Below are 18,173 nucleotides of genomic sequence, written 5' to 3' on the forward strand. Positions count from 1 at the left end.
ACCGGTCGCGCGTCGACCGCCCATCTTGCAACGGAGCATCCATGACCTTTGAGCTACTCGGCAGCGACTTCTTCGGCTACGAAAACCTTCTCACCGAGCCCGAGCAGGAGGCCATCGTCAAACTGCGCGCCTACCTCGAAAAAGAGGTACGGCCGATCGCAAACGGATGCTGGGACCGCGCCGAATTCCCCACCCAGATCATCAAGCCCCTTGCCGAGCTCGGCATGTACTCCTTCGGCTGGGAGTCAACGAAGCCGTTTGCGAATTCGGCGGTGTTCCGGGGATTCGTGGCGCTGGAACTGGCGCGAGTGGATGCATCCGTCGCCACCTTTGTCGGCGTGCAGAACGGCCTGGCGGCCGGGTCGCTCGAAGCCTGCGGGTCGGACGAGCAGCGGGCCGAGTGGATTCCGCAGCTGGCCTCGGGCGACATCATTGGAGCGTTCGGCCTGACCGAGCCGCTCAGCGGTTCGGACAGCGCACGGGGCCTGCGCACCACGGCCACTCGCAGCGGCGACAACTGGACCCTGAACGGCGCCAAGCGCTGGATCGGCAACGCCACGTTCAGCGACATAACAATCATCTGGGCCAAGGACACCGCCGACAACCAGGTGTTGGGGTTCATCGTTCCCACCGATACTGCCGGCTATGCGGCCACCAAGATCGAGGGCAAGATCAGCCTGCGCGCCGTGCAGAACGCGGACATCACCCTGACCGACGTGGTGGTTCCCGAGCGCCTGCGCCTGCAGAATGCCAACTCGTTTAAGGACACCGCCAAGGTGTTGCGGGCCACGCGCGCCGAGGTCTCCTGGGCGGCCGTCGGCAACGCCATCGGTGCTTACGACGCCGCCGTCGCCTACGCGCACGAGCGCGAACAGTTCGGCAAGCCGATCGGCGGGCACCAGCTCGTGCAGGACCTGCTGGTCAAAAGCCTCGGCAACATCACCGCGAGCCTCGGCATGGTCGTGCGGGTGTCGCAGCTGCAAGACGAGGGCGTGCAGCGCGACGAGCACTCCGCACTCACCAAGGCCTACACGACCAGCCGCATGCGCGAAAGTGTGGCCTGGTGCCGCGAGCTGTTCGGCGGCAACGGCGTCACCCTCGAGTACAACGTGGCCCGGCACTTCGCCGACGCCGAGGCCATCTACTCCTACGAGGGCACCCAAGAGATGAACACCCTCATCGTGGGCCGCACCATCACCGGCCAGACCGCCTTCGTCTGAGCTTTCGGCGCGGGTGACGTGTAGCCCGGGGGCGGGCCACACGTCGATGTGTAAACATACCGGCGGCATGTGCTGTTCCGGCAGCCCCAGACGGGGTGCCCCCAGAAAGAACGACCCCGGCCGCACGCTCTGCCGCGATCCGTTTGGCGCGGCGTGTCGCAGATTCCCGGCGTTACGTACCCAAACGGATGGCCCGCGACCCCGCTCCCGCGATCTCTACCCGGAGTGCCATTCATAACTGCGGAGATTTCGCACGAACCGGGTCGTCACAGCCGGATTTCACGCATTCGCGGGAACATCTCCGCAGTTGTGAACACCCCCTCGAGTAGGGCTGCAGATTCTTAGGAACGCGCCCCCAAAACCGGCCGTGTACTGTGCGACAACCACACCCCCGGGCTACGGTGTCGGAATGAGACTTGACGAGCACGGCCGCGCGTGACGACCGACCAGGGGCTTGACGCGATCGTCGTCGGATCCGGCCCGAACGGCCTCGCCGCCGCCGTCACCCTCGCCCGCGCCGGCCTCAGGGTGCGCGTCTACGAGCGCAACGCGCAGATCGGCGGCGGCGCGGCAACCGCCGAACTCACCCTGCCCGGGTTCCACCACGACGTGGGCAGCGCCGTGCACCCACTCGCGCTGGCCTCCGAGTTCTTTCAGAAGTTCGGTCTCAAAGACCGCATCGAACTCACTGTGCCCGAGATCTCCTACGGGCATCCGCTGCCCGGCGGCCGCGCCGGCGTGGCCTGGCACGACATCGAGCGCACCGCCGCCGGCCTCGGCCGCGACGGCCCGGCCTGGCTTCAGCTGCTGAATCCCCTCGTCGACAACATCTCAGAAGTCGCCGAACTCACCGGGGACGCGCTGCTGCGGGTGCCGCGGCATCCGCTCACGCTGGCCCGGTTCGGGCTGCGCACCCTCGAGCAGGGTGGCCCTGCCTGGAACTGGCGCTTCACCGGCGAGACGGCCCCGGCGCTGCTCACCGGCACGTTCGCCCACTCGATCGGGCGGCTGCCGAGTCCGTCAACCGCCGGCGCCGGCCTCGTTCTCGCCGCACACGCGCACGCCGGGGGCTGGCCCATCCCCACCGGCGGAAGCGGCGCCATCGTTCAGGCCCTCGCCGACGACCTGCTCGCGCACGGCGGCGAAATAATAACGGATGCTGACATCCACAAGCTCACAGACCTGCCACCGGCCCGAATCGTGCTGCTCGACGTGACGCCCCGGGCGCTCGTCGAGCTGGCCGCCGGGGCCCTGCCCGACCGGTACACCACGACCCTCAGCCGGTTTCGCTACGGCAACGCCGTCGCCAAGGTGGATTTCGCCCTGAATGAACCGGTGCCGTGGAGCGCCGACGACCTGCGGCGAGCGCCGACCCTGCACGTGGGCGGAACCCGCGCCGACCAGGCCCGCGCCGAGAACCTGGTCGCCCACGGGCAGCACTCCGACTCCCCCTACGTGCTCGCGAGCCAGCCGAGCATCATCGACCCCAGCCGCGCGCCGGAGGGCAAGCACGTGCTCTGGGCCTACACGCACGTGCCGGCGGGCTCCACCCGCGACCAGACCGAGCAGATCACCCGCCAGATCGAACGCTTCGCCCCGGGCTTTCGCGACACCATTCTCGCCACGGCCAGCCAGACCGCCGCGCAGATGCAGAACCACAATCCCAATCACATCGGCGGCGACATCGCGGCCGGAGCCATCAGCCTGGCCCAACTCGTGCGCCGTCCCGTGCTCTCGCCCGACCCGTGGCGCACCCCGCTCGACGGCGTCTACCTGTGCTCATCGTCGACCTCGCCCGGCCCCGGCGTGCACGGAATGTGCGGCTACCGAGCTGCTCTGAGTGCCCTGGCCCACGAATACAACATCACTGTTCCCCCGCCCCTCTCCCCCTGATTATTTCCCCGCGAGAGCGCAAAAAGTGCCCGTTTGGGCACTCCAATCGGGCACTTTTTGCGCTCTCGCGACAAACCATAGGAGCCCCGATGGCCGTGAACTACCGAACGATGAGCTGCACCCCGGAGCAGGTCTTCGCGGTGCTCGAAAACGGATGGCTCTACCCCACCTGGGTCGTCGGCGCGAGCCGCATGCGCGACGTCGACGCCAGCTGGCCCGCGGTCGGCAGCCGCATCCATCACTCGGTCGGAGTCTGGCCCGCCCTCATCGACGACACCACCTCCGTTCTCGAGTGGAACGCGCCCCGCCATGTCATGCTCAAGGCCCGCGGCTGGCCGATGGGTGAGGCGCACGTGTCGATCGACATCCAAAATCACGACAGCGGATGCCGCGTGCGCATCACCGAAGACGTCGTCGCTGGCCCGGCCCGCCTGGTTCCCACCCCGCTGAGCGATCTGGCCATCGCTTACCGCAACACCGAGACCCTGCTCCGCCTCGCCTACCTATCCGAGGGCCACGCCGAGTAGCCGCAAAACCCCGCAACTCCGCTCCACGAGAGCGCAAAAAGTGCCCGATTGAGCCCTCCAATCGGGCACTTTTTGCGCTCTCGCGTGACCTGGCGCATCGGTGTCGCGCCTGCCGATACAACAACACCGGTAATCTGAAGCCATGTCCGCCGTGCAGAGTCGCCTCGTCATTCGACTCTTCGCGACCTTCGTCTGGTTCACCGTTCTGGCCGGCCAGTTCTGGCGCAACCTCGGCGGCTGGTGGGGCTTCGGCGCCATCGCACTCATCGTGGCGGTCGGCAGCGTGATCGGCCTCAGCACCCAGCGCACCAACGCCCGCAACCGCGCGAATGCCCTCAAGCTCGTCGCGGCCGGCAGCGTCGCCAACGACACCCCTACCGCCCAAGACGTCGCCCGCGACATCGCCCTCGGAAACACCTACCAGGCCGCCCTCGCCCCCGCCCTGAACTGGCGCAAGTTTCCCAAGACCATCACGGCGTTCCTGCTACTGGCGACCCTGTCCATCGCGTGGTCGTATTACCCGGGGGCATCCGCTCTGGGTGTGGCCCTGCAGCTCATCACCACCCTCGCCGCGCTGTTCCTGGCCGTCACCCTCACCTGGCCGGAGCTGCTGCGCACCCTGGGGGGCGCCCTGCGCTGGGTGCTCGCACTCAGCCTCGTGTTCGAGCTGTTCGTGGCCGTCGTCGTACAACATGAAGTGCTGCCGTTCTTCGTCGACTACGGCACTCAAGACGTACCGAACGCCTTCTACTGGAGCCGCGGCCTGCTGCTAGCCGGCGGCCCCATCGAGGGCATCGTCGCCAACCGCAACCTGCTCGGATTCATCGCACTCACCGCCATCATCGTCTTCGCCGTTCAGCTACGAGCCCACACCGTCAAGCGCAACGCCGGCCTGGTCTGGCTGGCGCTGGCCATCGGGATGCTGCTGCTCACCCGCTCCGCCACGGTCACCGTGTCGCTCGTCGCGGTCGTCGCCGCCCTGCTCTTCGCCCTCTGGGCGCGCAGAGTGCACGACCAGCACCGCCGGCCGCTGTATGTCGTGGCGGCGGCATCCGTTCTGGTGGTGGCAGCGGCACTCGCGCTGTTCTCCGGGCAGCTGTTCGGCATGCTCGGCCGCAGCGAGGATCTCACCGGCCGCTTCGATATCTGGGGCAGCGTCACCCACCTCGCCCTGGAACGTCCTGTGTTCGGCTGGGGCTGGGTGAGCTACTGGGTGCCGTGGGTGGAACCGTTCAACGACCTCGCCGTGCGCAAGGGCGTCACCTACCTGCAGGCGCACAACGCCTGGCTCGACGTATGGCTGCAGCTCGGCATCATCGGCGTGATTCTGTTCGCCGCCCTGGTCTTCTCCACCCTGTGGCGGGCCTGGTTTCTGGCCGTCGACCGGCCGCGCCTCGGCGTGAAAGACACCGAACCGTTCGCCGCCAGCGCCCTGCTGCCGCTGCTGCTGCTCGCCGCGCTGATCGCGCAGAGCATCGCCGAAAGCCGGATGCTGATCGAGAGCGGCTGGGTGATTCTCGTCGTGCTCGCCGTCGTCACCAAGCGGCAGCAGCACGCGCCCCGGCCGATGCCGTAACCCCGGCGCGGTAAATTAGAGGATGCCCACCCTGCCCGAAGCCCTGCGTCGCGTACTCGCGTCGCCGAAATTCGCGGCTTCGCTCACGCTCATCATTCTGGCCACCGCGTTCAGCACCCACCTGCTGCGCAGCGTCATGGGCTGGGCCGGCCTCATCGGCATTCTCGGCGGCCTCGTCGTGCTGGCCATCTTCTCGCTCGTTGCCCGCCGCCCCATCGTGGAGTGGCACGGCCTGCTCCCCATCTCGATCATCGTGTTCGTGGCCTGGTGCGCGCTCTCCGGCCTGTGGAGCGGCTACGTCTCCGACACCATCATCGGCGTCAGCTACCAGATCACCGTGGGGTTCCTCGCCATCTACGTGGCCCTCGTGCGCGATACCTTTCAGGTGGTGCGGGCCACCGGCGATGTGCTGCGGATGCTGCTCGGGCTCTCCATTGTGCTCGAGGTGCTCTCGGGACTGCTGCTCGACCTGCCGATCGCCTTTCTCGGCGTCGTCGGCGACATCGACCGGCTCGGCCCCATCCAGGGCATCTTCGGCAGTCGCAACGTCTTCGGCCTCATCGCCCTCATCGCCGCGGTCACCTTCTACGTGGAACTGCGCGCCCGCTCCATTCCGCGCGGCCTCGGCATCGGCTCCATGTGGCTGGCCGGCATCTGCCTCGTGCTCACCCGCTCCCCCGTCATCGTGGTCGTCGCCCTCTGCGTGACCGTCGCCGCCCTCGCCCTCTATCGATTGCGCCGCACTGCCGTTGACGGCAGGCGGATGCTGCAGCTCGGCCTCCTGAGCGCGGCTCTCGTGGCCGCCGGCGCGGCCTGGCTCGGCCGCACCGCCATCATCAGCGCCCTGAACGCCGGCAGCGAGTTCGAAGCCCGCTACTCGCTCTGGACCGAGATGTGGCGGCTGGTGGAGCTGCATCCGCTCGAGGGCTGGGGCTGGGCCGGATTCTGGCCGCAAGACGTGACCCCGTATGGCTGGCTGGAATTCACCACCGGGCGCGTGCACGTGACCGGCCTGAACGCCTACCTCGACGTGTACTTTCAGGTGGGACTGATCGGCTTTCTGGCGTTTCTCGCCCTGGTGCTGCTGGCTTTCGTGCGCTCCTGGCTGCTCGCTTCGAACAAGCGCTCGCTGGCGTATGTCTGGGCTCCGCTCATTCTGGTGACCCTGCTCGTGACCAGCGCCGCGGAGAGCACCATTCTGTTCGAGTTCGGCTGGCTGCTGCTCGTGATCTGTGCGGTCAAGGCCGCGCAAGGCCTGAGCTGGCGCAGCGCCCTGCCCCACAAGCCGCACCCCGACGCCCCGTAAGCCCGAGGCCGCTCGGTCCCCGGGGCTCGGTTGTGTGTGACTGCGTCGCGCCGCGTCGTCACCAGGCCCAGCTACGCGGGGGCTGCGCCGCTGCGCGGAACCTGCGCCACTTCGGTAGTGGGGCTGAACGATACAAGTCACGCATCTGAACAGTGGGACTCACTCGCACCACAGGTGGTGTCCATCGAAGCGAATATTCGCCGTGGCACGGCTGGACGGCATACGGTACCGGCCGCCGCTGATCCGCGGAGGGTTTTCAGACCTGCCGCTCTTCAATGTTGCCGTAACCACCGCGTCCGCCCTTGACGAGCTGCGCGCCGGGCGTTGATCTCCTAGCTGGATACCGTGTTCGCGCCCCTGACCGGAGCGGTCTCTTCTAGGAAGCCAGCGGTGAGGAGCTCCGCCATTTTGGATTCCCACTCAGCGGCGGCCAGAGCGAGTTGGCCAAAGACGACCACCGCGTCCCCTGAACCCTGCCACGCGCAGGCGATGCCGTCATCGTCTGACATGAACTGGCTATCCGTTCGCCACCCCTGGTACTCCCGCAATTTCAGCCCGGAGCTATCGAAATCTGTGTACGCGTCGGGCGTGAAGGCCGTCGCGCACTCCGGCGCCTCCGCGACCGGATCAAATGCTTCGGCAGTCGCAGAGGGAGCCTGCGACGCCACCGGCGGATCACTCACGATCGGCTCGGCCGGCGCCGCAGCGCCAAGGCCAGTACCACAACTAAGCCAATTCGAACAGAAATTCGCGTTCTATACCGGATCCCCATATATCTACCGCACCAATTCGGGACGACGATTGAGCACGGAGGGGCAAGCGCTTCGATCAGCGTCAGACCGGCCTCATCGGCTAGTGACTTCCGAAGGACTCCCTAAGCGCGGCAATCCCTGGTTCTGTTTCACCATCGAAAATAATGTTCCCATGCGACAAAACAACAACGCGATCACACAATTCAGCAATCTGCGATGCCGCGTGAGACACGAAGACGATGGTTCGCCCCTCGCTCTGAAATTCTCGGATTTTCGCCATGCACTTCTGTTGGAACGGTTCATCGCCCACGGCGAGTACTTCGTCGACGAGCAAAATATCCGGATCAACGTGTACTGCGATTGCGAAGGCGAGGCGCACGTACATCCCTGAGGAGTAGAACTTCACCTGAGTGTCGATGAACTCACTGATCTCGGAGAAGTCGACAATCGACTGAAAATATTCATCAGTCTCTTGCTTCGAAAGTCCCAAAATAGAAGCATTGAGGTACACATTCTCGCGTCCAGTGAGGTCAGGATGAAACCCCGCGCCCAGCTCCAACAACGCGGCGAGACGCCCACGCCGCTCAACAAATCCACTGCTGGGCTCGATAATCCCTCCGATCACCTTGAGGAGCGTGCTCTTCCCTGAACCGTTCGCTCCCAGCAGCCCAATGGTCGTGCCGGCCGTTATCGAAATCGAGACGTCTCGCAAGGCCCAGAAATCATCCTTGTGCATGTTGGAACGGCGAAAATTCACGATCCGTTCTTTGAGGGATTTATCCTTGCGGATAACAAAGCGCTTGGACACGTCATTGATGTGAATCACATCGGGCACTGTAGATACTGTCGACATTCCTAGATCTCCTGGGCGAAATTGCCTTGCAAACGCGAGAAAACGCGCTGGGCGCCCCACACGCACAAGAGTCCAACAATGATCATCACAACGAGCCGGAGGCCGAGATGTTCAGGGTAAACAGCCCCCGCTTCGGGCGTGCTGCCAGCGATCCAGAAAGCTTTTTGAAAAGCGAGGATGGCGATCGTAATTGGATTGGCAAGGTAAATTTCGGTGACCCACCCCGGCAAGCCTGCTCGCCCCAAGGCATCAACAACGAAACCAAAGGAATAGACGATGGGCGAGATCCAAAACCCAATGAGCAACGACACCTCGACTAAGTATTGAACATCGCGAAGATAGACATTCACAGCTGAGAGAAAGAGGCTGAAAGCAATTCCAAATACTGCGACAACGAGGATCGCCAATGGCGCGTAGAATATCTCTATCTGCCACGGAATTTGCAGGAGAACGACTGTGGCAAAAATAAGTACGACGAGCTGAACGGCGAAATTAAACATCGCGGAACCTGTCGAAGCCAGAGGAAATATTTCTCGAGGGAGGTAAACCTTCTTTATAAGTCCGGCATTGCTCAAGATCGACATCGTGCCGCCTGAGATGATTTCGCTGAACAACCCCCAGAGGGTTAATCCGCTAAAAACGAAAATGGCGAACTGAGGAATTCCGCGCTCCGCGCCAAGTATCTTTCCAATAGCGAAGTAATAGATCGCCAACATTACGAGAGGGCGGATCAGGCTCCAGAGAAAACCTAATGAGCTGTCTTTGTAGCGGGCCTTGAGCTCGCGCCTGATCAACAAGTCGAGGAGTTCGCGGTGACTCCACGCTTCACGCACGGCCGAAGCAAAACCCGAAACGGCTGAACCGCTTGCAGACCCGGCTCGCTCGAATGGAAGTGAAGCGAGTCTAGATGCTCGCCTCCGTGCTTCGGTACCCATGCATCTCCATCGCACCATCCACGGCGATGTCCAGTGGATGAGATCGGTTATGTACTGTCACGTCAAGTATTTGACCGTGAAGTCACATCGGACGGCAATAATCGCTCATGCTAGCCTACTACGGTGGTTCAAACTGAAAGACGTAGATGGAAGAGACACCGCTGTCTGGCGCATCAACCTGGGCGCACCCACTAGTGCCGCAGGTCGTTTTCAAGCCCGAATCCACCCCTGTCGTGAGTGTCGTCGTCCTCGCGTGGCGACTTTCCGGTCCCCTGCGACAAGCACTTGCGTCTGTCGCTAACTCGCGAAATCCACCGCCTTTCGAGGTGATCGTGGTCCTCAACGGGGCCAGCCCTGATGTACGCCAAACAGTCGCGACCGACATAGTCGGAGCACATCTGGTCGACGTTCCGGAAAACACCGGATTTGGCGACGGATGTAACCGCGGGTCGGCCATCGCCCGAGGTCGCTTTCTGCTCTTTCTCAACGATGACGCCGTCGCGGATCTGGACATGATCCGTGCTCTTGTGGATGCAGCGGATGCGCCACGTGCACCCGGCGAAAATCACATCGGGGCAGTTGCCGCCGTGCTGCTCAATCCCGATGGGACCCTCCAAGAGGCCGGGTCGCGAATGTTGGGCACGGCCGGTACAGTGCAACTCGGCGCGGGCCTCTCACTGTCTTCTTCAACCGCAATCCCATTTCTGCGGCGACGGTCAATAGACTATGGTTCCGGAGCGGCCGTATTGGTAAGGCATGAGGTCTTCTCTGCTATTGGCGGATATGACAAGCGCTATCGACCAGCGTATTTTGAAGATGCCGATCTTTCCTTTCGCTTCAAGTCTCTTGGGTTCGACGTAATCGTCGAACCGAAAGCGCGGGCCACCCACCTATCTGGCGCTTCGACTGATCGCGACCTGCGCTTTCGTCGGTTTGCGTCCGACCATGCGGGTCTGGCATTTATTGAGCGGTGGAAGCACGTATTGGCCGCAGCCCCCACCGCCGACAGCCCCATCGAAGACACGTGCCAGATTCCGCGAGCGGATTTTGAATCCCTTCCCGATGACGAGTTCAGCAGCGAGAATCCTTTGAAGATCGCGGTTAGCATTGCACACGATTACGCCGGATGGCTCAATGCCGCCCTCGACTCGGCTGAAGCCGAGATTTCCTCGCTGCGGAGTCAACTCGACCAAGCCACTGATGCCGCAAGGACCGTGGAGGACGAGCTCCGCCCGATGGCTACCCGTGCAGGCGAGTTAGGCGCTCGCCTGCACGAGCTCGAGCACCGAGGGGCATACGGCCTCGTCAAATGGAGGCTCGGAGCAGCTCTGCTGCACCGTTCAGAGAAGCGTTCGCGCTAAGGGACTCGCGGCGCGTAACCAGATGCGACCTGTGGGTCGAAATAATGCCACAGGTCGTCTGCATATTGCGTCCAGGTGCGCTGAGTGCGTGCAGCGGCCTCCAACCGTAGCCGATCTCTAAGCTCGGAATTTGTCAGAAACTCCCGAATGGCCTCGGCCAAGGTGGCATCGTCTCTGGGGTCTACCAGGAGTGCCCCACCGCCGGCGTCCGCGATTTCCTTCATGCTCCCGAAGTTGCTCGTGACTACTGGCGTACCCACCGCGAGAGATTCAGCGACGGGTAGGCCAAACCCCTCGTTCACGGACGGAAAAAGAGTCAACGTGGCCTCACGATAGGCCTGCCAAAGTTGGCGGTCACTCAATCCGCGCGCAACGCGAACAGGTCGGCCAAACGCGATCATTCGATCAAGTTGCTGCTCAAAAGCGTCGCTGTTCCATGAATTGCCCCCGACGAAGAGCAGCTCAAAGTCTTGCCTCTCTCGCCACAAGAGTTCACATGCATGCAGTACTGCAAGGTGATTCTTTCGCGGTTCGTGGCTCCCCACGCACAGCAACAGGGGCGGACGCCTATGGGTACCCTCGGACTCGGACTCGGACTCGGACTCGGACTCGGACTCGGCGAATTCCGCTGCTGTGGGCAGCATGATCTCCTGAATTTCGGGGCCGACTACACCGATGCTACCCAGCATGGTGCGCCATCCGCGGTACTCGGCTGTCGATGCGGTTGACGTCGTTGCAACTCTGGTCGCTCGCGCGACCGCACTGAGATTCTTGGCAAAAGCGCCCCCCATTCCGGGCCCCACAGTTTCCGCTGTAGTAAGTGGAACGCAGTCGTGTCCGACGACGTGCAGTCTGTTGTTCGAGAATTGCGCCAACGCCTGAATACGAGCAGTGCGGTCCGGTTCCGTCGCCAGCTCTGGAAGAATGTAGTCACAGTTCCACGGGATCGTTACCCTCAGGCGCGGCGCCTGTCGCGCGTTTGGCCGAGTTCCGAAGAGTGCGTTCTCACGCTCGTCGACGTCCAACATTCGTAATCGCGTGTAGTCCGCGTCCCATCCGACAAGAATGATCGTGTGGCTGGCTTCCCACTCCACGATTGTCTTGCGAACAACCTTCTGGATACCTGTCGCAAGTTCGGAGCGGGCCGTATGATGGGCATCAACGATTGTTTCCCCTTGCAGAATCCGTACCTCGTTACCCAAACGTCCAATAAAGCGCGTTCGAGCCAGGCGCCGCACGTGCTGAAACGCCACCTGCGAGCCCATGAGGCGGGACATCCGAACCAGGTTGACGACCTCGTCTTGCACAGGCAACGTAGCTGTCATCACTGCGAAGAGAAGCCAGAGCCGTTCCGCACTGGTTCCGATGGCAGCACCGACCGTCCGCTCAAGCTGAGACTTCGACAACGACGCCCACCCACCGGAAAGCAGAATTCCTGCGAGTAACTCTGTCCGTGCAGTGAGCTTATTCATTCTTCTTTTCCAGGATAGGGAGTACGAGCTCGGCCCAAAGTTCTCTGGAGAAATCGTCCCATGTTCGCCGAGGTCGGGCCAAAGCCTCTGCACGCAGTCGGGCCAGGCACGCCGGATCTGTGAGTAGCGTTCGCATAGCGCTCGCGATCGCAAGATCATCACGTGGGTCAACGAGTAGGCAACCGCCGTCTGACGCGATTTCAGCTGTGCTACCGAAATTGGATGTGATCACAGGCAGTCCAAGCGCTAACGACTCGCCGACCGGTAACCCGAAGCCTTCATGGAGAGACGGAAAGACTGAAAACGACGCCTCTCTGTACGAGCTCAGCAAGATGTCGTCGCCGACGTTACGGAGCACCTCGATCGTGTGACCGGCCCGCCGCAGGCTTTTCACGTCTCGATCAAAAGCGTAGATGAAAGAGGCGCTCCCGCCTCCAATGAATCGCAATCGAAATCGCAGTCCCTCGCGCCAGAGCACTTCAGCAGCGAAGAGGACCGCGTGGTGATTCTTCCGTGGCTCTTCACTGCCGACGCAGAGGATTAGGGGATCTTTATTGGGACTGACGCCCGGACGAGAAATCGCCACTGGGGTGTCGATCGGAAGCGGGACAGACGTCACCACCGGACCCGTCAGACCCTGCGATGAGAGCGAGTCGATGAATCCTTGAAACTCGGAGGCTGCCGACTCGCTCACACCCGAAATGCGGTCGGCATGCTTGACAACGGCAAGAAATTCCACGAACCGGTCGGATTCGGCGAATGACACCATGTCGCCGCTCACTACCGGGATCATGTCGTGAACAACGAGTGCAAGCTTGTTGCCTGAGAACTCGGCTAAAGCACTCAGTGACGCACACTCCTCGCGCTGAGGAACCTCGATCATGGTCAGAATGCAATCAACGGGAACAATAATCTCCGTTCTGGCGGTAATCGGACAACCGTCAAGAATCGGTCCCTCGGCGAGGAGACGATCGGATTCTGCCGTCGTCAGGTCTCGGAACGAACGGTCATTGTCAGTCCAGACCACGAATTGCGGCTGAACGTCAACGCTCCACCGACGCGCTGTTTCACGGACGACGCGCTGGACGCCGCTATTGTGCCCCGTACGAGCAGAAAAGTTGACGTCCACTAAGACTTGCTCTCGGACCACCCGAATTGTGGTGAGGTGCGATCGGTACCGAATCGCTGAGTCACGACAGGCACTCAGAACTACTCGGTGCACCTGAGCCGTCGCGACAAGTTCGAGTTGGCGTTGCAGGGACCGGACTTCGTCGGGCTCAGGGAACAACCCGGCAACGCCGACGAACAGCAACCAGACCCTGTCGCTCGTCAAGTCAGCCTTCACCAGACGGCAAATTTCCCAAAGGAGCGGTCCTGACCCCTCTGTTTGAAGTCTCTCGAGTGACGTCGTGCTCAGGCCGAGATCTGGCGCGATCGCGCCAAGCCGCTGAGAAAGCGCTAATTCCATGGCGGTCTTTTGAGAACGCACTTCCGGCGGAAGCAGCAGATTCAATGTGTACGACCGCGCGCCAGTCGGCGACGAGCCCGGGATGCAACAATACCGACCGCCGGTCGAAGTCCAACCTGAGAAACTTTTAGTTGAAAGGTTCGAACAAGCCGAAGCGGACGCGTGACGCGCCAAGAGACGGTGTTGTGTACATCCGGGACAACCGTCGCGTAGGCCACAACCGATACGAGCCAGTCCGTCACGGTGTCATTCAGATCGGCATTTATGCGCGCCCTGAGATCGTCGCGCTCCGCTTCTGCAGCAGCCAGCCGTTTCCGCAATTCTTCAATGGGTTCATATTCCACGGTATTTACGTCCGTTCTACAATGCCGATGTGCGGTTCAACAGGTGAGAGTCAGGTCGGATGTCGCGCCAATCCGATCGAACAAGGGCTATTACTGAATTTTCCACAGCTGGATCCTTTCCTGCTCACCAACCTCGTTTTCATAGTAGACAACGGAACTGACCGCTTTCAGATCATCCGCGTAGGTTGCCGCCCAGTCCACCGCACAGGCTGTGTCGGTAATGGCCCATTCCACTCCTGCAGCGTGCGCGTGTTCGATGGAGAGTATATTTTCCCCCCGCTCGATCATGACGGCATGCACTGCATCATGATCGGCTGGCCAAGCCATACCGACGTTGTAATCAGCAACCGGGGCACCGGACGTGATCTTCATTGCGAGCACGTCCACGCACGGGTCCGCGACAATGAGACCACGCGTTTGCGCCGCGTCGGCCTCTTTTCCAAGTTGGCCAATGGCGTGGTCCCTGGGGTTGTCGTAGCTCCAGAGTGAGTGGTACGTGGTATCTACAGCGAACCGGGCGAAGTCCACGGCGGACACTGCCGCGGTAGAAACGCAAAGAGCAAAAACCCACGTCGCAACGAGGGTCGTCTTGCTCCGGACGCCAGGAGCCAAGCCCAAGTCCGACTCCGACTCCGACTCCGACTCCGATGTTGGCCTCTCCGGTCGGGGCCGGAAGTAGCTGAGAGCCGCTAGGACGAAGATCGGCAGTGCAGAGATGGAAATGAGAACGAACAGATCGAGCCAGAACCGATACGGTTCCTGATTTGCTCCCCATACGTCGTTCGTTGCTCCGAGAATCCACGCCGCCAGCGCGCCCACCGGATAAGCGATCCACAGCATATTCTTCCGATGCAGCCCCGCAGCGAGCGTCGCGAGTAAAGGAATTGAAATACCGAGTGATCCGACGATGCCACGCCAATCTACTCCCAAGTTCTTACTGGACGCTACGCGGTAGGTCAGGAATGGATCATCACCGAGAATGCCCTGCGCCGTCCCCAGCAGCTGGGGTAGTGCTGCGAGCCCTGCTAGCAGGATGAACACGGCCACCAAGCCTCTGGATCTCGCGATTAGCGCGATCCAGCCTGGCACTGTCGGAATCAGCCCTAGTACCAAAGTGACGAGCGGACCGGCCTCCGCAGCGATGAGAGGACCAACGATAAACAGCCCCGCTACCAAAACCAGCGATATTCCCGCAAGGAGACGCGGACGGCGCGCTGTGACTATGACATATGCCGCCACGACGTAAGACAGAAGGTAGATCACGGTCAAGAACGCGTAGGTCTGAACGTTGGCAAGGAGGCCGACGGTCAGGCTCGCGATGCAGACCAGAAGGATCCGAGCCCAAGGCTGGCGCACCCTGAGAAAGGCGATGAGGATCAGCAGCAGGGCCGCCGCCCCCATGCAGAGTCCCACCGATTCGCCGTTCAGTGTAAAGAGCACGCCGAAGGGGCCCCACAGTACCGCGTGGGAGTCCATCGCCGTGAACCAACTGTCAGACAGAAAAACAGAAAATGTCCCGAGGATGAACGGGATTGGCGCAAGCAGCGCAGCCCACCACCGGCGGCTGAGTAGCACGAGCGCGGTGGCGAGCACCGCCACAAGGATCATCTGAGATATCAGCCCACCGACGGCCCATGCCTGAAGCGGGCTAATGCCGACAATCCGCGACACCGTGCCTAGAAAGTAGTAATACAGATGCGGGTAGCTATTCGTGCCGGTCTGCGTAAACGGCTCGACATTTGCGAGCTCACCCTGCGAGGCATTAACCACCATGGACATATAGGAAAGTTGATCGCCTGCAAAGTAGGCGCGAAAGGAACTGAACGAGAAATCAGATCGGGCGAACAGTGCCCCCCACTGCAAAGCTACATGGACAATAACCGCACTCACGATCGAGGCGGTCGTGAGCACACGGTTGTGCCTTTTAGTAGCTGACATGTTCACTTTCTGTAGGCTCCGTGGAGCGTTTCTTCGATTCTTACCATGCAGAAACTGCACTATGCGGAGGGACCCGTCGGAATGGTCGCCAACGGACCACCACTAATCGTCACGATCGTTGGTTCAGTACTCCCGCTCAATGCAATCAGCCGCCCCCATGATTCGATGGGCCGCTTCTGACCACCAGACAGCTGATACACCGTAGAACCGGCGGGATCCTTCACGAAGAAATTGCCCGCTACTACTATCGGCGAGTGCGGTATGACATCACACGTGATGGTGCTTAGCGCGGTAGCGGCCAGACCGAATCCGTCTGGTGATGATAGCTTCCACAGTTTGCCGTGACCTCCAATGAAGTAGGCGTCGCCACATTTGACCACGATCTTCAATGGCGTGGTATCGGTGCCATATGTCGCCAAGCGTGCGTCTGATGGCGTTGTATACCCAGCGATGCCAAGCTCGCTCGTAATCCCAAATGAGTCCACGGCAACTTTTCGAGCCAGTCCGTCTACGAGGAACACAGACGGATTGCTTGCTGCCTTCACGAGAGTGCCGGGAGCCAACATTTCGGCTCCGCGCGGTAGGGAGTTGAATGCAAAACGACTGATCTTCACGATGGTCGGTCCGCGGTTGCCATTGAGAGCTGCCACCGTGGACCAACTGTCGATCGCTCGAGACTTACCCCCATCGATTAGATAAACCGTCGCGTCGGAAACCGTCGTTACAAACAGCAACCCGTCAACAGTTTGGCCAGACATTGGGAGCGCATCGCACGTGATCGGACTCACCGCGGTGACAGGAAGGGCCGCGACTTCATTCGATGCCAGGGCAGTCAGTCGACCACTCCCGCCAATGTAGCGGCGTTCCCCGCACTGAATGACGTTGGTCAGCGGCTGTGACGCTGTTGGATACGCGGCCATTAATTCTTCAGATTGCGTACTCCAGCCATTTATTCCGAGATCAGCGGCCGTATCAAACGAGGACACCGGAATTTTTGCGCCTGTTCCGTCGATCATGTAGATATCTGGAGTAGACGCACCCTTGACGAGAGTTCCGGGAGCCAAAAGGGCTGGGCCCGCTGGGTAGGAGTTCATGAGGGCATCGGAGGCCGTGTAGATGAATGGGGCCTGCTGCCCGTACAGTGCGGCGACTATCGACCACGTCGAAATCGACCGCTTCTTTCCCGAATCGAGATAGTAAACCGTCGGGTTTAAGGCTGATTTCACGAACGGCGCGACTTCGCCACCCGTGGGGAACTTGGCTAGCTGCGACGGCAAGAGATCAACGGTATTTCCACAGCTCATTCCGAGCAGAGACACGAGTTCACAGGTGGCGAAGCGGTGCTTGACACCATTCTCAAAGAGAAAAATATCCCCCGTGCCCGGGTCGCGGAACAGTGCGCCAACGGTGTTTCCTGTTGGCAAGGCATCCAAGTACGAGGCGGCAACGGTTCGATACGGATACAGAGGACGCAAACTTTCGAGCACTGCCTGCGAAGGCACGTGATGTTTGGTCGATCCCACGATGAGAAAAATGCTCGGAGAGTCGGCACTCTTCACGAGGTCACCGCTTGCCTGAGTACTTCCGAACCAAGATGTGAATATCCGCCAGAAGTTGCGGTTCCCATACGACGAGCACGAATCGCCCAGGCCGTACAGATTGCTGAGGGCCGCTGCGTTGGGCCGGTAGGGCGTATAAATATAGAGAGCGGCCGTTGCCTGATTTTCGATGTAGACGCTCGACGTACCGCACGCAGCATTGGGATGCCACTGGATCGTGTTCGCGCGACCAGCACGGTAGGACCAGTTATTTGGGTTGGCTTGGTAGTTCTTGTACTGGTGGGCAGCGTTGTAGACCTGGTTGTAGAAGCCGTAGTACGCAGCATCGCAATCGGCGGTGTCAGGGCAGCCATAACCCGTTGCGCTGCGATATTGGCGGTCCGTGGGCCAGGAATCGGTCACGAGGCCCTGTTCCTTTTCGAGAAGAACGAGGAGCACTTGCGGGTTTATGCCACAGGCTTGGCTGACGGCGTAGATAATCGCAGCGCTGCTCTGCCCCCCACCCTGATAGGCGCCACACCGGCTGTCGGCCGGGTGCGAAGTAGTTACTTCGGAGTAATTCTTCAAGCAGGTGTACCCGGAACGGCACATTGGCACCTGAGCATTCAGGAATACCTGTATCTGGGATTCAGACATCGAACCCTGGTCGTAGAAGACTCCATCGCTAATAATGTTTCCGGCGTTGAAACCCGATCCATCGAGCGCTTCGGCCGGCGCAGGCGGAGTGAGCGCGACCAGCAGACTCGCAGCCGTCACAAGCGTGATTACGACTGCGACTAGGCGTTGCAGGTGACCCCGCCGCGGCTTTCTGGCACTACCGTCGGTGTGGAGAGGCATTGATTTACTCGTTTCCGCGTCTACTTCGAAAATCAAAGGTCTGCTAGCTCATTATCACATAGGCAACGGGGCAGGCTGAAGGAATCACAAGTCGTGCGCTTGTTAATCAACTGGCCCGAAGGTACGCAATTA

Annotated in this window: 12 protein-coding genes and 1 pseudogene; 6 read left to right on the plus strand and 7 right to left on the minus strand. The window is 61.2% G+C overall.

Annotated features, from left to right (window positions below):
• The first annotated feature begins 41 nt into the window (after positions 1–41).
• From E3T35_RS14070 to E3T35_RS14090, 5 genes are all read left to right on the plus strand, one after another.
• A complete protein-coding gene (locus E3T35_RS14070; RefSeq protein WP_134343716.1) occupies positions 42–1,220 on the plus strand; it encodes an acyl-CoA dehydrogenase family protein in 1,179 nt (392 codons plus the stop codon).
• A gap of 435 nt (positions 1,221–1,655) precedes the next feature.
• Positions 1,656–3,113, plus strand: coding sequence for an NAD(P)/FAD-dependent oxidoreductase (locus E3T35_RS14075; RefSeq protein WP_134343717.1), 1,458 nt, complete (start codon positions 1,656–1,658; stop codon positions 3,111–3,113).
• Between the two features lie 89 nt (positions 3,114–3,202).
• Positions 3,203–3,640 carry an SRPBCC family protein gene (locus E3T35_RS14080; protein ID WP_134343718.1) on the plus strand — a complete coding sequence of 146 codons (438 nt, stop codon included), beginning with the start codon at positions 3,203–3,205 and terminating at the stop codon, positions 3,638–3,640.
• 142 nt (positions 3,641–3,782) lie between these two features.
• A complete protein-coding gene (locus E3T35_RS14085) occupies positions 3,783–5,216 on the plus strand; it encodes an O-antigen ligase (RefSeq protein ID WP_134379699.1) in 1,434 nt (477 codons plus the stop codon).
• Between the two features lie 22 nt (positions 5,217–5,238).
• Positions 5,239–6,522, plus strand: coding sequence for an O-antigen ligase (locus tag E3T35_RS14090; protein WP_134343720.1), 1,284 nt, complete (start codon positions 5,239–5,241; stop codon positions 6,520–6,522).
• Positions 6,523–6,854: 332 nt separating this feature from the next.
• On the opposite strand, the gene E3T35_RS14095 is transcribed toward E3T35_RS14090, so the two are convergent.
• From E3T35_RS14095 to E3T35_RS14105, 3 genes and pseudogenes are all read right to left on the minus strand, one after another.
• Positions 6,855–7,205, minus strand: a complete 351-nt coding sequence (locus tag E3T35_RS14095) for a hypothetical protein (protein ID WP_134379701.1) — start codon at positions 7,203–7,205, stop codon at positions 6,855–6,857.
• A 184-nt stretch (positions 7,206–7,389) separates the two neighbouring features.
• Positions 7,390–8,127, minus strand: a pseudogene (locus tag E3T35_RS14100) (ABC transporter ATP-binding protein); the annotation flags it as partial.
• A gap of 2 nt (positions 8,128–8,129) precedes the next feature.
• Positions 8,130–9,062, minus strand: a complete 933-nt coding sequence (locus E3T35_RS14105) for an ABC transporter permease (RefSeq protein WP_134343722.1) — start codon at positions 9,060–9,062, stop codon at positions 8,130–8,132.
• 146 nt (positions 9,063–9,208) lie between these two features.
• On the opposite strand from E3T35_RS14105, the gene E3T35_RS14110 reads away from it, so the two are divergent.
• A complete protein-coding gene (locus E3T35_RS14110) occupies positions 9,209–10,423 on the plus strand; it encodes a glycosyltransferase family 2 protein (protein ID WP_134343723.1) in 1,215 nt (404 codons plus the stop codon).
• On the opposite strand, the gene E3T35_RS14115 is transcribed toward E3T35_RS14110, so the two are convergent.
• The 4 genes from E3T35_RS14115 to E3T35_RS19485 form a co-directional block, all read right to left on the minus strand.
• Entirely contained in the window at positions 10,420–11,895 is a 1,476-nt protein-coding gene (locus E3T35_RS14115) for a glycosyltransferase family 1 protein (RefSeq protein WP_166789976.1), read from the minus strand. The genes E3T35_RS14110 and E3T35_RS14115 overlap by 4 nt on opposite strands.
• Positions 11,888–13,024 carry a glycosyltransferase family 1 protein gene (locus E3T35_RS14120; RefSeq protein ID WP_166789977.1) on the minus strand — a complete coding sequence of 379 codons (1,137 nt, stop codon included), beginning with the start codon at positions 13,022–13,024 and terminating at the stop codon, positions 11,888–11,890. The genes E3T35_RS14115 and E3T35_RS14120 overlap by 8 nt, the downstream gene beginning before the upstream one ends.
• 773 nt (positions 13,025–13,797) lie before the next feature.
• Positions 13,798–15,618 carry a hypothetical protein gene (locus E3T35_RS14125; RefSeq protein WP_134379707.1) on the minus strand — a complete coding sequence of 607 codons (1,821 nt, stop codon included), beginning with the start codon at positions 15,616–15,618 and terminating at the stop codon, positions 13,798–13,800.
• A gap of 86 nt (positions 15,619–15,704) precedes the next feature.
• On the minus strand, positions 15,705–18,041 hold the full coding sequence (locus tag E3T35_RS19485; protein ID WP_174777100.1) for a hypothetical protein: 2,337 nt from the start codon (positions 18,039–18,041) through the stop codon (positions 15,705–15,707).
• Between the last annotated feature and the right edge of the window lie 132 nt (positions 18,042–18,173).

It is taken from the genome of Cryobacterium sp. TMT1-2-2 (assembly GCF_004403505.1).
GTDB classification, from domain to species: Bacteria; Actinomycetota; Actinomycetes; order Actinomycetales; family Microbacteriaceae; genus Cryobacterium; species Cryobacterium flavum.

What these genes read in the sequence shown, in the direction of transcription:
- E3T35_RS14070 (WP_134343716.1), top strand. Translation starts at nt 42, where the DNA reads ATGACCTTTGAGCTACTCGGCAGCGACTTCTTCGGCTACGAAAACCTT.
- E3T35_RS14110 (WP_134343723.1), top strand. Translation starts at nt 9,209, where the DNA reads ATGGAAGAGACACCGCTGTCTGGCGCATCAACCTGGGCGCACCCACTA.
- E3T35_RS14090 (WP_134343720.1), top strand. Translation starts at nt 5,239, where the DNA reads ATGCCCACCCTGCCCGAAGCCCTGCGTCGCGTACTCGCGTCGCCGAAA.
- E3T35_RS14085 (WP_134379699.1), top strand. Translation starts at nt 3,783, where the DNA reads ATGTCCGCCGTGCAGAGTCGCCTCGTCATTCGACTCTTCGCGACCTTC.
- E3T35_RS14105 (WP_134343722.1), bottom strand. Translation starts at nt 9,062, where the DNA reads ATGGGTACCGAAGCACGGAGGCGAGCATCTAGACTCGCTTCACTTCCA.
- E3T35_RS19485 (WP_174777100.1), bottom strand. Translation starts at nt 18,041, where the DNA reads ATGCCTCTCCACACCGACGGTAGTGCCAGAAAGCCGCGGCGGGGTCAC.
- E3T35_RS14115 (WP_166789976.1), bottom strand. Translation starts at nt 11,895, where the DNA reads ATGAATAAGCTCACTGCACGGACAGAGTTACTCGCAGGAATTCTGCTT.
- E3T35_RS14080 (WP_134343718.1), top strand. Translation starts at nt 3,203, where the DNA reads ATGGCCGTGAACTACCGAACGATGAGCTGCACCCCGGAGCAGGTCTTC.